The sequence below is a fragment of the Bradyrhizobium sp. SZCCHNR1098 genome, assembly GCF_032489375.1.
Classification (GTDB): Bacteria; Pseudomonadota; Alphaproteobacteria; order Rhizobiales; family Xanthobacteraceae; genus Bradyrhizobium.
Window position 1 is genome coordinate 274,344 of the sequence record NZ_JAUEXY010000001.1, and the last position, 14,430, is coordinate 288,773.

The 14,430-nt window shown below is 65.7% G+C and carries 13 protein-coding genes; 9 read left to right on the forward strand and 4 right to left on the reverse strand.

Annotated elements, in window-relative coordinates; translation table 11 throughout:
- Positions 1 to 244: 244 nt before the first annotated feature.
- Positions 245 to 559: a hypothetical protein gene (locus QX135_RS01225; RefSeq protein WP_410052018.1), complete on the forward strand. Its 315-nt coding sequence runs from the start codon at positions 245 to 247 to the stop codon at positions 557 to 559.
- Between the two features lie 32 nt (positions 560 to 591).
- A complete protein-coding gene (locus QX135_RS01230) occupies positions 592 to 1,263 on the forward strand; it encodes a dienelactone hydrolase family protein (protein ID WP_316177795.1) in 672 nt (223 codons plus the stop codon).
- A 160-nt stretch (positions 1,264 to 1,423) separates the two neighbouring features.
- On the opposite strand, the gene QX135_RS01235 is transcribed toward QX135_RS01230, so the two are convergent.
- The 3 genes from QX135_RS01235 to QX135_RS01245 form a co-directional block, all read right to left on the reverse strand.
- On the reverse strand, positions 1,424 to 2,140 hold the full coding sequence (locus QX135_RS01235; protein WP_316177797.1) for a polysaccharide biosynthesis/export family protein: 717 nt from the start codon (positions 2,138 to 2,140) through the stop codon (positions 1,424 to 1,426).
- Between the two features lie 181 nt (positions 2,141 to 2,321).
- The gene (gene msrA, locus QX135_RS01240) at positions 2,322 to 2,978 is read right to left on the reverse strand and encodes a peptide-methionine (S)-S-oxide reductase MsrA (protein ID WP_315735512.1); all 657 of its coding nucleotides are present in this window, start codon (positions 2,976 to 2,978) and stop codon (positions 2,322 to 2,324) included.
- Positions 2,979 to 3,162: 184 nt separating this feature from the next.
- On the reverse strand, positions 3,163 to 3,480 hold the full coding sequence (locus QX135_RS01245; RefSeq protein WP_315715027.1) for a hypothetical protein: 318 nt from the start codon (positions 3,478 to 3,480) through the stop codon (positions 3,163 to 3,165).
- A gap of 358 nt (positions 3,481 to 3,838) precedes the next feature.
- Here QX135_RS01245 and rpsT point away from each other — a divergent pair, with 358 nt between their 5' ends.
- Entirely contained in the window at positions 3,839 to 4,105 is a 267-nt protein-coding gene (rpsT, locus tag QX135_RS01250) for a 30S ribosomal protein S20 (protein WP_315715026.1), read from the forward strand.
- 539 nt (positions 4,106 to 4,644) lie between these two features.
- Here rpsT and QX135_RS01255 read toward each other — a convergent pair.
- Positions 4,645 to 4,965 (reverse strand): hypothetical protein, encoded by a 321-nt coding sequence (locus tag QX135_RS01255; RefSeq protein ID WP_316177799.1) that lies wholly within the window; start codon positions 4,963 to 4,965, stop codon positions 4,645 to 4,647.
- A 489-nt stretch (positions 4,966 to 5,454) separates the two neighbouring features.
- Between QX135_RS01255 and dnaA the strand changes: the two genes are divergently transcribed.
- The 6 genes from dnaA (at position 5,455) to murA (ending at position 14,338) form a co-directional block, all read left to right on the forward strand.
- Entirely contained in the window at positions 5,455 to 6,894 is a 1,440-nt protein-coding gene (gene dnaA, locus QX135_RS01260) for a chromosomal replication initiator protein DnaA (RefSeq protein ID WP_315735520.1), read from the forward strand.
- A 323-nt stretch (positions 6,895 to 7,217) separates the two neighbouring features.
- Positions 7,218 to 8,336: a DNA polymerase III subunit beta gene (gene dnaN, locus QX135_RS01265; protein ID WP_315735522.1), complete on the forward strand. Its 1,119-nt coding sequence runs from the start codon at positions 7,218 to 7,220 to the stop codon at positions 8,334 to 8,336.
- A gap of 69 nt (positions 8,337 to 8,405) precedes the next feature.
- Positions 8,406 to 8,693 carry a GIY-YIG nuclease family protein gene (locus tag QX135_RS01270; RefSeq protein WP_316161280.1) on the forward strand — a complete coding sequence of 96 codons (288 nt, stop codon included), beginning with the start codon at positions 8,406 to 8,408 and terminating at the stop codon, positions 8,691 to 8,693.
- Positions 8,694 to 8,755: 62 nt separating this feature from the next.
- Complete coding sequence (gene recF / locus QX135_RS01275) at positions 8,756 to 9,892, forward strand: DNA replication/repair protein RecF (protein WP_315735526.1); 1,137 nt, start codon at positions 8,756 to 8,758, stop codon at positions 9,890 to 9,892.
- 541 nt (positions 9,893 to 10,433) lie between these two features.
- The gene (gyrB, locus tag QX135_RS01280) at positions 10,434 to 12,869 is read left to right on the forward strand and encodes a DNA topoisomerase (ATP-hydrolyzing) subunit B (protein WP_315735528.1); all 2,436 of its coding nucleotides are present in this window, start codon (positions 10,434 to 10,436) and stop codon (positions 12,867 to 12,869) included.
- A 173-nt stretch (positions 12,870 to 13,042) separates the two neighbouring features.
- The gene (gene murA, locus QX135_RS01285) at positions 13,043 to 14,338 is read left to right on the forward strand and encodes a UDP-N-acetylglucosamine 1-carboxyvinyltransferase (protein WP_316233910.1); all 1,296 of its coding nucleotides are present in this window, start codon (positions 13,043 to 13,045) and stop codon (positions 14,336 to 14,338) included.
- Positions 14,339 to 14,430: the final 92 nt, after the last annotated feature.

Here is a 14,430-nt window from a genome sequence, read left to right on the forward strand (position 1 = left end):
CGATTCGCTGGGACCCACCGGATAGATGCCAGCCATCATAAGAATGATCGCGTTGCCACGACGACGCAACGGGATTTGACCGCCGGCTTGCGAATTGAATTGGCATTTTACGTTGTGCAGCGCGAACGATGCTGGGCTGATGGCGCCGGGCACGCTAGGAAGAGGTGCAGCCAACGCCGACAGCGAAAGGAGATTTCAGCCCATGAGACCATCCGCACGTATGACGCTGTGCCTGGCTGCGGCCATGCTGCCGAGCCTGTCGGCCGTTCCCCCTGCCGCGGCAGGGCAGACGCTGAGCGTCGCCGACGCGCCTTTCACAGCGACGTCATCCAACGTCACGCCGCTTGCCTTCGGCATGGATGTCGGTGAGACATCGCGCGTGCTGGAGCAGCCGTTGATCTATCTGAACGGCACGCCCGGCAACGAGACCTTTCTGGCACTGCGCAATCTCGGCGGCAGCGGACTGGTCTCGCACCATCACCGCCTCTACTTGAAGTTCCGCAGGGGACGGCTAACCGGCTGGAAAGAGGACTACGGCACCAACTGGATGTGGCGCTGACACGCGCCTGACGACCGCAAAGAGGACAGAACGTGAGACAAGACATCAAGCTGACGGCATCTGATGGCTTCCAGCTCGGCGCCTACCGCGCCGATCCGACCGGAACTGCAAAGCGCGCGCTGGTCGTCATCCAGGAGATCTTCGGTGTCAACCATCACATCCGCAACGTCTGCGACCGCCTCGCCGCCGAGGGTTACGTTGCGATCGCGCCGGCGATCTTCGACCGCGTCGAGCCCGGCTTCACCTCAGGCTATTCGCCCGACGAGATCGCGGTCGCGCGCAAGTTCGTCGCCAATCCGGATTGGGCGGCCTTTTTGCGCGACACCCAGGCCGCAATCGACGTCGTGAAGAATGTCGGGCCGGTCGGCATCATCGGCTTCTGCCTCGGCGGCAGCATCGCCTATGCGGCTGCGACCAAGCTGTCGGGCCTCCGCGCCGCCGTCGGCTATTATGGCGGCGCTGTCGCGCGGTTCGCCGACGACAAGCCGACGGTGCCGACCCAGCTACATTTCGGCGAGAAGGACGCGGGCATTCCCTTAAGCGACGTCGAGACCATCAAGGCCAAGCGGCCGGACGTCGAGATCTTCATCTACCCCGGCGCCCAGCACGGCTTCGGCTGCGACGAGCGCGCCAGCTACGACCAGCCGAGCGCCGATCTCGCCTGGACGCGCAGCTTGGCGTTCTTTGCCCAGCATCTGCGCTGATCACCGCACCACCGTCATTGCGAGGAGCGAAGCGACGAAGCAATCCAGAGCGTCGCGTGCGACTCTGGATTGCTTCGCTTCGCTCGCAATGACGAAAGAAGAGGGGGCGCATCGTTCTGCGCCACGCGTCATCGCGAGCGTGCAGCGATTCCTATGGAGGTCAGAACCAGCGCTCGCCGACCTGGATGGTGTCGCCCGGCTTGAGCGAGGTGCCGAGCGGCACCTCATAGCGCGCGGCGCCGGATGCATCGGTGTGGGTCAGGGTGACGACGTCGCGCCGCGCCCGCGGCGAGAAGCCGCCGGCAATCGCGATCGCGCTCTCGACCGTCATGTTGGGCACGTAGGGGTATTGGCCGGGCGCCTGCACCTCGCCGAGGATGAAGAACGGGCGATAGGCTTCGATCTCGACCGCCACCGAGGGCTCGCGGATGTAGCCGTTGCGCAGCTTGGCGGTGATCTCGGCGGCGAGGCCGGCGGTGGTGCGGCCGCGCGCCGGCACGCTGCCGATCAGCGGCATCGTGATCGATCCGGACGCATCAATCGCATAGGTGTTGGTCAGGCCCTCCTGGCCGTAGACGACGACGCGCAGCTTGTCGCCGGCATCGAGATGATAGGCGGAGTCGCGGCGCGCGGGCGCATAGCCGGCGGGAACGACATAGGCGTCTGCGCGGGTGGCGGCAGCGAACGAGTTGCGCAACGTAGGGATCGCTCCGCCCTGCCCGGTGGCGGCAACCGGGCCGGTGGAAGGCGTTCCATAGGCCATCGCGTCGAGATCGCTCTGCGGCTGGACGGCAGCGACGGGGGAGATCGTCTGCATGCAGCCCGACAACAGGATCGCGGACAGGACGGTAATGACCGGAACAAACAACGCGCGCACTCGAACAATCCTTGAATGAGGATGTGCGCTAGTCATGCGCGGTTAAGGTTAACAAACCGTTGGCGCCTGTAGTCCCCCGTCGCAAACGGGCCGCGGTGAAAGCGGCCCGGAAAAAAATCCCCCTCCCACGGCGTGGGAGAGGGATCCGATGTTCACGGTGATCGGGCGCGCTCGGCCCGGCCTATGCGCTCACGCCGACACCGATCGGGCACGCGACGCCAGTGCCGCCGAGGCCGCAATATCCGGCCGGATTCTTGGCCAGGTACTGCTGGTGATAATCCTCGGCGAAATAGAACGGCCCCGCCGGGACGATCTCGGTCGTAATCGCTCCGAGCCCCTTGGCGCGCAGCGCCGACTCGTAGGCCGCCTTCGACGCCTCGGCCGCCTCGCGCTGCGCATCGCTGAACGTGTAGATCGCTGAGCGATATTGCGTGCCGACGTCGTTGCCCTGACGCATGCCCTGGGTCGGGTCGTGGCTCTCCCAGAACGTCTTCAAGAGGCGCTCGTAGGACATGATCTTGGGATCGAACACCACCAGCACGACCTCCGTATGCGCCGTCTGCCCCGAGCACACCTCCTCGTAGGTCGGGTTCGGCGTATGGCCTCCGGCATAGCCGACGGCGGTGACGTGGATGCCGTCACCGAGCTGCCAGAACTTGCGCTCCGCGCCCCAGAAGCAGCCGAGCCCGAACACGGCCTGCTCGAGGCCGTCCGGATAGGGCGGCAACAGGCGGCGACCGTTGACGAAATGCGTCGCGGCGGTCGGGATCGGCAGGGCGCGGCCGGGCAGCGCCTCGGCGGCAGACGGCATGGCAGGGGCTTTGCGCATGAAGAACATGGGATGTCTCCGCTCATGGCCAGCGCCCGCGGGACGGCCCACGGCGCGATGACCTCTTGTCAGGGGAATATATAGGGCTCTACGGGACGAGCAGTAGCGCCGTTACGCCGCGCCGGCGGTTCCCGCGTCGCGCTCCGAGCGGAATCCAGTACTGCTGCCGGCGCGGCGAGACGAACCGCCGCGCTCAGTCGCGTCCATAGCCGATCAGCGGCTTGCGCGGCCGGAACAGCAGCATCAGCAGGATTCCGAGCAGGCCAAGCACCGCAAACACCGGCTGGTCCAAAAACACCTTGACGATCCACTCCCACAAGAACGGGGCCTTGGCCTCGATCCAGGCCTTGAAGGCGGCTTGGCTCGCCTGGTGGACGTCGTTCCAGAGCTGGCCGAACCGGGTGAACTGCAGGGTCTGGTCGGCCACCCAGCGCGCGCCGTCATAGACCAGGAAGATGAAGCTTCCGGCCAGCAGCAACAGCCCCACCAGACGGAAAAAACCGCGGATCATGCCTCACCTGCCCTCTCTCGCACGCCCTCTCGGGCAGCAAGGCCATAGCGGGGGCCCCGCAGAAATTCAACCTCGTCAGGGGCTTAGAACCGGGTTTTGGCCGATTCCAGCCGCGGCGGGGCGCTCCGAGACCGTTGACGCTCGCCAGGGCTGCCCCTATAAGGTCGCCAATGGCGGTGGGCGCAATCCCGCCGCCGCTGTTCTTTGAGCAGCGCCGATCCGCCGAGCAACTGCTCCGGTCATGGCATTCTCAGAGAGGCGTCCGAACAACCCACCGCGTCGATGGGGCCGCGTCAAGCGGGCCGCGCGCGTACCCGCAAGAGCGGCGACTGCTCGCCGCCGAAGGATATTTGAGAGCATGGCCAACACGACTTCCGCGAAGAAAGCGACGCGCAAGATTGCCCGCCGCACCATCATCAACAAGTCGCGCCGCACCCAGATGCGCGGCGCGGTTCGCTCCGTCGAGGACGCGATCAAGAAGGGCGATCGCGACGCCGCGCTGAAGGCGATGGCCAATGCCGAGCCGCAGCTGATGCGCGCCGCACAGCGCAACATCATTCACAAGAACAACGCGAGCCGCAAAGTGTCGCGCCTCACGCATCAGATCGCCAAGCTCGCGAAGTGACGCGATCGCGCGGCTGACGAACTATCAAGATGCAAACAGCCCGGCTCGCGCCGGGCTTTTCTTTTGTGCCATTTTCAATTGCGCGTTCCGCTGTCGCGCATCCCTCCATCGCTCGCCGCGCCTTCTCCATTTGATGGTCACATCTTGATGGTGATATCGCATCGCGAATACGATCTTCGCGCGTGGTGGAACCCGCGCGATATCGTGCGCGCCTGACACAGGTTCCGTCGGAACTACGTGAAGTTCCGTATTTTTACGCAGTGACAATATTGTCTCATCTGAAACAGCTGCGAATCTGCGCGCCGCGCTTGCGCATCGATGTCAAGAGCGCGCGATGCGCCGCTCACTTTGCGCACCGCGCATCGCGGGAGTTACCCGCTTCGAGCAATCGCGAAAAACATCGTTTCGAAAATGACTTAAGTGCATAGCGCGACCAAGTGATTGGAAAAGCGGGTGAGGCCGGTCGAAACATAAAAAAATTATGAAGAAATTTTGGGCAGACGATGTTGTTTGTCACATCCGAGATTCCTCGCGATGATTCAAAACGTTGCTTTCTTAACGCGCAACACCGCGTCGCAACCGCCGCGAAGACTCGTAACGCGTGCTCCGATCTTATGGATTGCGAGTCCCGACGCATCGTGTATTTCTTTAATCACTCGCGGCGCCCACGATCTTGAGACCAGCGCGGTTTTAGAAACGGGGTGGACGTGCAAATCGGCGGCGGTGTGCGCGTTGGCGACGCTTTCCAAAGCGATGGCCGGATCTGTACCCATAGCAATATGGGGAGCGACTGAACTTTGTCGAAATTTCTCGGGCGCAGCATCATCGTTGCGCCGCTTTGAACAAGAGAGATACGACATCGGTCGACCCGGCTGAAGCTCGTGGCGGCTTCGCTCACCGAGTGGACAAGTTGGACGGGATGTACGGCGGTGCGGCTGAATCTTGGGGTTCAGGCGCGGCGGCATTGGGATGACAACTTGCCGTGAGCAATCACGGCAGGGCGGGGAGGTTGCATGTTTTACGGACACATTGCGGGCACACACCATAGGCTGGTTCCGGATAACGCACCCTTGGCGGTCAACACTGAAGTGATCGACATCTCCAGCCCGGCCATTGCCAGCACGGCAATCGGCCCTCCCGTGTCCATCGCGCATCTGAGTATGCGCTGACCTCGCGGAGAAGCTTCTTCCACCAGCATTGATGGCCCGACGGCGTCCGCGCCGAACGGCGAGCCATGTCTGGAGTTGAGCCTCCGCTCGAGGTCTCGCTGCGGCACACGTGTCCTTTCACGGGACGTCTGCCCGGCGATCACACGACACCACCACTCAATTCGAAAAGTTGCGACTGCCATGACAAATTCGGAACAGGATCGCTGGTCTCGCGTGAAGGGGCGGCTGCGCTCGACCGTCGGCGAGGACGTCTATACGAGCTGGTTTGCCCGCATGGACCTCGAGGCCGTTCAGAACGAAAGCGTCCATCTGTCGGTGCCGACGCGTTTCCTGAAGAGCTGGATCCAGGCGCATTATGCCGAGCGCGTGCTGTCGTGCTGGCAGGCCGAGATGCCGGAGGTGCATCGCATCGATCTGTCCGTTCGCACCGCAATGCGCTGCGCGACGCCGGTCAAGGAAGCCCCCGTCGCCGTCGAAGCCCGCCGGGCCGAGCGCAACGACAACCGGCCGGCGACGAGCGCCGACACGCGAACTGCGTCGGCTGCGGCTTCGCTCGCCACGAGCCATGACGCGCTCGGCGGCTCGCCGCTCGATCCGCGGCTGACCTTCGCGAGCTTCGTCGTCGGCCGCGCCAACACGCTGGCCCATGCCGCAGCGCGCCAGGTCGCCGACGGCCGCCGCGGCGATCCCGTGATGTTCAACCCGCTCTACATCCATGCCGGCGTCGGGCTGGGCAAGACGCATCTGCTGCAGGCGGTCACCTGGGCCGGCAACGCCGGCGGCGAGCGCAAGGTGCTGTACCTCACCGCCGAGAAATTCATGTACGGCTTCGTCGCGGCGCTGAAATCGCAGACCGCGCTGGCCTTCAAGGAAGCGCTGCGCGGCATCGACGTGCTCGTGATCGACGACCTGCAGTTCCTGCAGGGCAAATCGACCCAGGCCGAGTTCTGCCATACGCTGAACGCGCTGATCGATGCGGGACGACAGGTCGTCATCGCAGCCGACCGGCCGCCGTCGGACCTCGAAAGCCTCGATGATCGCGTCCGCTCGCGGCTTGCCGGCGGCCTCGTCGTGGAGATGGGCTCGCTCGGCGAGGATCTGCGCCTCGGCATTCTCAAGTCGCGCGTCGCCGCGGCCCGCGCGCATCATGCGAGCTTCGACGTGCCGGAGCCGGTGCTCGACTATCTCGCCCGCTCCATCACCCATAACGGCCGCGATCTCGAAGGCGCGATCAACCGCCTGCTGGCGCATTCCAAGCTCAACAACCAGCCGGTCACGCTCGACATGGCCGAGCGCGAGGTGCGCGACCTGGTGCGGCCGCAGGAACCGAAGCGCATCAAGATCGAGGACATCCAGCGCGTCGTGGCGCGGCAATACAACGTCAGCCGCTCCGACCTGTTGTCGTCGCGCCGCACCGCCAACGTGGTGCGTCCGCGCCAGGTCGCGATGTACCTCGCCAAGACGCTGACCCTGCGCTCGCTGCCCGAGATCGGCCGCCGCTTCGGTGGACGCGATCACACCACCGTGCTGCATGCGGTGCGCAAGATCGAAGCGCTGGTCGGCAAGGACATCGCGCTGAACGACGAGGTCGAGTCGCTCAAGCGCCAGTTGCAGGACTAGACGGCACGCACGGCCAGGGAAGCGGACAGAAGGTTCGCCCCCAGCCGGGCCGTTGTCCCGGCCCTTCGACGCTGTCCTCGGACGTCATGCTCGGACGTCGTTCTCGGACCCGGCCTGCGGATCGCGGAAGCACCTGCCGAAACGTGGGAAATCGGCCCGCCATCCCTTGCGCTCGGGCCTCATCCGCGCCACTTTACGCCTCCCCCTCACGCTCCTGGACGCTGGCCAAGCGCCGTTCGGGCGCGAGGTGCCATCGGCCGCGGCGCTGCTCAGCCCGCCGGCATTCCAGGACAAGCTCAGTTGGAACGGGCGGGTATAGTGCAATGAAGGTGACCGTCGAACGCGCACAGCTCCTGAAGTCGCTGGGCCACGTCCATCGTGTGGTCGAGCGGCGCAACACCATCCCGATTCTGGGTAACGTGCTGGTCCGCGCCGAGAATGCCCGGCTGTCGCTGCGCGCGACCGATCTCGATCTCGAAGTGACGGAAACCCTGGCCGCCGAGACCGCCACCGCGGGCTCAACCACCGTTCCGGCGCACATGTTCTACGACATCGTCCGCAAGCTGCCGGACGGCTCGCAGATCGTGCTGGAGAGCGACGGCGAGCGCGCAGTGCTCGCGATCCGCGCCGGCCGTTCCAAGTTCACCCTGCAGACCCTGCCGGAGAGCGACTTCCCGGATCTCGCCGCAGGCGACATGACGCATGCGTTCGGGGTTCCCGCCAAGGACGTCAAGAGCCTGATCGACCGCACGCAGTTCGCGATCTCCACCGAGGAGACGCGCTATTACCTGAACGGCATCTATCTGCACGCCGGCGGCACCGCCAAGCAGCCGACCCTGCGCGCGGTCGCCACCGACGGCCACCGCCTCGCCCAGGTCGACCTGCCCCAGCCTGCCGGCGCCGCCGAGATGCCGGGCGTGATCGTGCCGCGCAAGACCGTGGGCGAGGTGCAGCGGCTGATCGAGGACAATGACAGCGAGATCAGGATCGAGCTGTCGCAGGGCAAGATCCGCTTCACGCTGGGACAGGTGGTGCTGACATCGAAGCTGATCGACGGCACCTTCCCTGATTACGGCCGCGTCATTCCGCAGAACAACGACAAGGAGCTGGTCGTCGACAAGGCCGATTTCGCCGCCGCCGTCGACCGCGTCTCCACCATTTCCTCCGAGCGCGGCCGCGCCGTGAAGCTCGCCCTCTCCCCCGGCAAGCTGGTGCTCTCCGTCACCAACCCGGATTCCGGCAGCGCGACCGAAGAGCTCGAGGTCGAGTACGCCTCGGACGCGCTCGATATCGGCTTCAACTCGCGCTATCTGCTCGACATCGCCGCGCAGATCGAGGGCGAGGTCGCGGTGCTCCGGCTCGCCGATCCGGGCTCGCCGACCCTGATCCAGGACCGCGACAACCGCAACGCGCTGTATGTGCTGATGCCGATGCGGGTGTGAGGCGAGACTGCTGCGAGATCGAGTTTAACCCGTCATGGCCGGGCTTCACCCGGCCATCCATCCTTACAAATGGCCTACTGGGTTTACACTCTCGCGAGCAAGCCGGGCGGCACGCTGTATGTCGGCGTGACCAATGATCTCGTCCGGCGCGTCTATGAGCACCGCGAAGGTCTCGCCGAGAGCTTTACGCGCCGCTATGGCATCAAGCGCCTCGTCTACTTCGAGACGCATGAAACAATCGCGGCGGCGCTGCAGCGTGAGAAGAATATCAAGCACTGGTCGCGTGAATGGAAGATCGACCTGATCGTCGCGAGCAATCCTGACTGGCGCGATCTATATGATGAAATAGTCCGCTGACGCGGACGATGGATTGCCGGGTCAAGCCCGGCAATGACGAATCAAGGTCCCAGCTCCTCCCGATGACCCCCTCCCGCATCAACCGCCTCGCGCTGACGCATTTCCGCAGCTATCGCGCTGCCAGCGTCAGCGTGCAGGCGGACATGGTCGCGCTGGTCGGGGCCAACGGCGCCGGCAAGACCAATTGCCTGGAGGCGATCTCGTTCTTCGCGCCGGGCCGCGGCCTGCGCCGTGCCACCCTGGAGGACGTCGCCGACAACCAGGGCGACGGGTCGTGGGCGGTCTCGGCGGAGGTCGAGGGCGCGCTGGGGCTGACGACCTTCGGCACTGGCATCGAGCCGCCGCGCAGCGATGCGAACACCACGCGCCGCTGCCGCATCGACCGCGAGCCGGTCGGCTCGGCGGCCGCCTTCGGCGACCACATCCGCATGGTGTGGCTGACGCCGGCGATGGACGGCCTGTTCATGGGCGCGGCATCGGAGCGACGGCGCTTCTTCGACCGCCTGGTGCTGGCGATCGACAGCGCGCATTCGAGCCGGGTGTCGGCGCTGGAGCGCTCGTTGCGCTCGCGCAACCGGCTGCTCGAGGTGCGCAATTTCGACGACCATTGGTGTGACGCCATCGAGCGCGAGACTGCGGAGCTCGCGGTCGCCGTCGCTGCCAGCCGCGGCCAGACCGCGGTGAAGCTCGCTGCGATGCTGCGTCAGCGCGGTGCTGCCTCCGCGTTCCCGTCCGCCGAGATTGCGCTCGACGGCTGGATGGAGAATGCGCTGCTGACCGAACCCGCGCTCGCGGTGGAGGACCGCTATCGCGCTGTCCTGCGCGACAATCGCGCGCGCGATGCCGCCGCCGGCCGCACGCTCGACGGCCCGCATCTGACCGATCTCCATGTCGTCTATGCGCCGAAGAACATGCCGGCGCGCGACGCGTCGACCGGCGAGCAGAAGGCGCTGCTGATCGGCCTCATCCTTGCGCATGCGACGCTGGTGGCCGAGACCACCGGCATCGTGCCGATGCTGCTGCTCGACGAGATCGTCGCCCATCTCGATCCCGGCCGCCGCACCGCTTTGTTCGCCGAGCTGGGTACGCTCGGTGCCCAGGTATGGCTGACCGGCGCCGATCCCGCGGCGTTTGCCGAACTACGCGAGCTCGGCGAGATCTTCGACGTCGAGGCGGGGCGGATCAGCGCGCGGCGGTAACTCGCTCCGCCGCTGAACCTGTCAGTTCGCCGGTTCAAGGAGCTGTCGTTGGACGGCAGGCACCTGCCGGCGCCCAAGCGCTCGGCGACGAGCCCCACATCCCTGCCGAGAGCCAGAGCGATGCCCGTGCTCGGCAAGGTCGGCGACTGAAGATCGCCCGGCGGCCCGCCGTGAGCGACACGCTGGAGCTCGCCGCCGGCGTGCCTCGGGCCTGATGGTTGGCCCGGGTGGCACCGCCCTGCCGCTACCGCTCTACTGAGGAGGCGCCTGCCGCGTCACGCGTGACTCGTGCCTTGAATCGCACGCGAAAGCGCCCCGCTGCACGCCTCAAAACCAGCCGCGAGAAGGGCCAGAATCCGGCTTTCGGAGGGGACGAAAACGACCCTCGCCAGGCCTTGAAAAACCGTTAAAAAGCGCTATCTCTTCAATGTCTTACGACGGGCCACTTTGCGCTAGGCGCGTGGCTTCTTTCGTGAGAGAAAGAGCGCTCTCGGCATGCGATCTGCAATGCCGATTCGACCACCCCTTCCGAAGGCCCCACATGACCGAACCCGCCCGGCAAACCATCGCCGACAACGAGCCTGCAACCGCGAACGAGTACGGCGCAGAATCGATCCGGGTGTTGAAGGGCCTGGATGCCGTGCGCAAGCGCCCGGGCATGTATATCGGCGATACCGATGACGGCTCCGGCCTGCATCACATGGTCTACGAGGTCGTCGACAACGCGATCGACGAGGCGCTGGCCGGTCACGCCACTGCGGTCGAGGTGGTGCTCAATCCGGACAATTCGGTCACCGTGCGCGACGACGGCCGCGGCATTCCGGTCGACATCCACAAGGGCGAAGGCGTGTCCGCCGCCGAGGTCATCATGACCCAGCTGCATGCCGGCGGAAAGTTCGACCAGAACTCCTACAAGGTGTCCGGCGGTCTGCATGGCGTCGGCGTCTCCGTGGTCAACGCGCTGTCGAGCAAGCTGCAGCTTCGGGTCTGGCGCGACAACAAGGAGCATCTCATCGAGTTCGCCCATGGCGACGCGATTGCGCCGCTGAAGGTGGTCGGCGAGGCCAAGGGCAAGCGCGGCACCGAGGTGACGTTCCTCGCCTCGACGGAGACGTTCAAGAACGTCGAATACGACTACGCCACGCTCGAGCATCGCCTGCGCGAGCTCGCCTTCCTGAATTCCGGCGTCAACATCGTGCTCTCCGACATGCGCCACGCGGTCGAGAAGCGCGAAGAGATGCGCTACGACGGCGGCGTGGAGGAGTTCGTCAAATATCTCGACCGCAACAAGAAAGCGATCGTCCCGGCACCGATCATGGTGCGCTCGGAGGTCAACGGCATCACGGTGGAAGCTGCGCTGTGGTGGAACGACAGCTATCATGAGAACGTGCTGTGCTTCACCAACAACATTCCGCAGCGCGACGGCGGCACGCATCTCGCCGGTTTCCGCGGCGCGCTGACGCGCCAGGTCAACGGCTACGCCGAGGCCAATGCGAAGAAGGAAAAGATCGCGCTGACCGGCGACGACTGTCGCGAGGGTCTCACCGCCGTTCTTTCCGTGAAGGTGCCGGATCCGAAATTCTCGTCGCAGACCAAGGACAAGCTGGTGTCCTCGGAAGTGCGGCCCGTGGTGGAGAACGTTCTGAACGAGGCGCTCGCCGCCTGGTTCGAGGAGCATCCGGGCGAGGCCAAGACGATCGTCGGTAAGGTGATCCAGGCCGCGGCGGCACGCGAAGCCGCGCGCAAGGCGCGCGAGCTGACCCGCAAGAGCCCGCTCAGCGTCTCCTCGCTGCCCGGCAAGCTCGCCGACTGCCAGGAGAAGGATCCGGCCAAGTCGGAGCTGTTCATCGTCGAGGGCGACTCGGCCGGCGGCAGCGCCAAGCAGGGCCGCAACCGCGAGTTCCAGGCGGTGCTGCCGCTGCGCGGCAAGATCCTCAATGTCGAGCGCGTGCGCCCGGACAAGATGCTGTCGAGCGAGCAGATCGGCACCCTGATCACCGCGCTCGGCACCGGCATCAGCGACGAGTTCTCGATCGACAAGCTGCGCTATCACAAGATCATCGTGATGACGGACGCCGACGTCGACGGCGCCCACATCCGCACGCTGCTGCTGACCTTCTTCTACCGCCAGATGCGCGAGATCATCGATCGCGGCCACCTCTACATCGCCCAGCCGCCGCTCTACAAAGTGACGCGCGGCAAGTCCGAGCAGTACCTGAAGGACGAGCGCGCGCTGGAAGACTATTTGATCGGTACCGGCCTTGACGATTGCGTGTTCAAGACGGCGGAAGGCGAGGAGCGCAAGGGCCGCGACCTCCTGGCGCTGGTCGAGGAAGCGCGTCTCGTCCGCAACATCCTGCGCAACCTGCACACGCGCTACGACCGCAAGGTCGTCGAGCAGGCCGCGATCGCCGGCGTCCTGCGCCCCGACATCACCCGCGATATCCCGACGGCGGACGCCGCGGCCGCCTACATCGCAAAACGGCTCGACGTGCTGGCCGACGAGGTCGAGCGCGGCTGGATCGGCCACTTCGTCGAGGGCCAGGGCTTCACCTTCGAGCGCACCGTGCGGGGCGTTAAGGACGTCGCAGTCATCGACGACGCATTGCTCGCGTCCGTCGATGCCCGCAAGCTGGACGAATATGCGGCCCGCCTGCAGGAGGCCTATGCGAAGCCCGGCGCCTTGCGCCGTGGCGACGTCCAGACCGTGATCCATGGCCCGGTCGATTTGTTCGAGGCGGTCACCGATGCCGGCCGCAAGGGCATCAACATGCAGCGTTACAAAGGCCTCGGCGAGATGAACCCGCAACAGCTCTGGGAGACCACGCTCGACACCGACGCGCGCACCCTGCTGCAGGTGAAGGTCAAGGAGGTCGACGAGGCCGACGACATCTTCACCAAGCTGATGGGCGACGTGGTCGAGCCGCGCCGCGAGTTCATCCAGGACAACTCGCTTTCGGCGAACGTGGACGTGTAGTCGCGACGTCCAGCCCGAGGATACCGCGCACTGGCGCGATAGACGACCAGGCGTACCCTGAGTCTGCGGAGCAGTGGCCTGCCCGTCCCTTCCGTGTTAATTCCGTTGAAGATCGATGTTCCGCTTTCGCCGGTCCCCGGGCGAATCACCATCTCAGAACGGACTTTTCGCGCATGGCGCCCATTCAATACATCGTCGAGGGGGGTCACCGGCTCAAGGGCGCGATCGAGCCGTCCGGCAACAAGAACGCCGCCCTGCCTATCATCGCCGCCGCGCTGCTGACCGAGCATCCGGTCACGCTCGACAACGTGCCGCGCATCCGCGACACCGAGACGCTGGTCGAGCTGGTGCGCTCGGTCGGCGCCTCCGCCGAATGGCGCGGCCGGAACAGGCTCACGATCCATGCCAAGGAGATCCGCGCCGCGGACCTCGATCCGGACCTCTGTGCGCGCATCCGCGCCTCGATCCTGCTGGCAGGGCCCCTGCTCGCCCGCTGCGGCGAAGTGGCGCTGCCGCCGCCAGGCGGCGACGTCATCGGCCGGCGCCGCCTCGACACCCATTTCCTCGCCTTCGAGCAGCTCGGCGCCACCGTCACCGCGACCGACAAGATCGAGCTGCGCGCCGCCGGCCTGAAGGGCGCCGACGTCTTCCTCGACGAGCCCAGTGTCACCGCGACCGAGAACGCGCTGGTGGCCGCGGTGGCCGCCCACGGCACGACTTACTTGCGCAACGCCGCCTCCGAGCCGCACGTGCAGGACCTTGCGCATTTTTTGGTGACGCTCGGGGCCAACATCGAGGGCATCGGCACCAACACGATGGTGATTCATGGCGCCAGCACGCTCGGCCAGGCGAGCTACTCGATCCAGCCCGATCACATCGAGGTCGGCTCGCTGATCGGCCTTGCCGCCGTGACGCGCTCTCCCTTACGCATCGTGCGCGCCGGCACCGAGCATCTGCGCTCGATCCGCATGGGTTTCGAACGGCTCGGCATCGTCTGCGAGGTTGCCGGCGACGATCTCATCGTGCCCTCGGAGCAGACGCTGCGGATCAAGGACGATTTCGGCGGCCACGTGCCGAAGCTGGAGGACCAGCCCTGGCCGGCCTTTCCCGCCGACCTGATGTCGATCGCACTCGTCACCGCCACGCAATGCGAGGGCGTGATCCTGATGTTCGAGAAGATGTTCGAGTCGCGGATGTTCTTCGTCGACAAGCTGATCTCGATGGGCGCGCGCATCGTGCTGTGCGACCCGCACCGCGCCATCGTCGCCGGCCCGAGCCGCCTGCGCGGCGCCCGCGTCGTCTCCCCCGACATCCGCGCCGGCATGGCCATGCTGCTGGCCGCGCTGTGCGCCGAGGGGACCTCGTATATCGACAATGCCGACCAGATCGAGCGCGGCTACGAGCGCATCGACGAGCGGCTGAACGCGCTCGGCGCCAAGATCACGCGCGTGCCGGAACGCGGGCGGTAGCGCCATTCACGCAGCATTTCTCCGACGTCGTTGCGAGCGAGGCGCGAAGCGAAGCAATGACGAATGACCGGCCGTAGCGCTATGCCATTCGC

What these genes read in the sequence shown, in the direction of transcription:
- QX135_RS01225 (WP_410052018.1), top strand. Translation starts at nt 245, where the DNA reads ATGCTGCCGAGCCTGTCGGCCGTTCCCCCTGCCGCGGCAGGGCAGACG.
- msrA (WP_315735512.1), bottom strand. Translation starts at nt 2,978, where the DNA reads ATGTTCTTCATGCGCAAAGCCCCTGCCATGCCGTCTGCCGCCGAGGCG.
- QX135_RS01245 (WP_315715027.1), bottom strand. Translation starts at nt 3,480, where the DNA reads ATGATCCGCGGTTTTTTCCGTCTGGTGGGGCTGTTGCTGCTGGCCGGA.
- rpsT (WP_315715026.1), top strand. Translation starts at nt 3,839, where the DNA reads ATGGCCAACACGACTTCCGCGAAGAAAGCGACGCGCAAGATTGCCCGC.
- QX135_RS01255 (WP_316177799.1), bottom strand. Translation starts at nt 4,965, where the DNA reads ATGTCGTATCTCTCTTGTTCAAAGCGGCGCAACGATGATGCTGCGCCC.
- dnaA (WP_315735520.1), top strand. Translation starts at nt 5,455, where the DNA reads ATGACAAATTCGGAACAGGATCGCTGGTCTCGCGTGAAGGGGCGGCTG.
- dnaN (WP_315735522.1), top strand. Translation starts at nt 7,218, where the DNA reads ATGAAGGTGACCGTCGAACGCGCACAGCTCCTGAAGTCGCTGGGCCAC.
- QX135_RS01270 (WP_316161280.1), top strand. Translation starts at nt 8,406, where the DNA reads ATGGCCTACTGGGTTTACACTCTCGCGAGCAAGCCGGGCGGCACGCTG.
- recF (WP_315735526.1), top strand. Translation starts at nt 8,756, where the DNA reads ATGACCCCCTCCCGCATCAACCGCCTCGCGCTGACGCATTTCCGCAGC.
- gyrB (WP_315735528.1), top strand. Translation starts at nt 10,434, where the DNA reads ATGACCGAACCCGCCCGGCAAACCATCGCCGACAACGAGCCTGCAACC.
- murA (WP_316233910.1), top strand. Translation starts at nt 13,043, where the DNA reads ATGGCGCCCATTCAATACATCGTCGAGGGGGGTCACCGGCTCAAGGGC.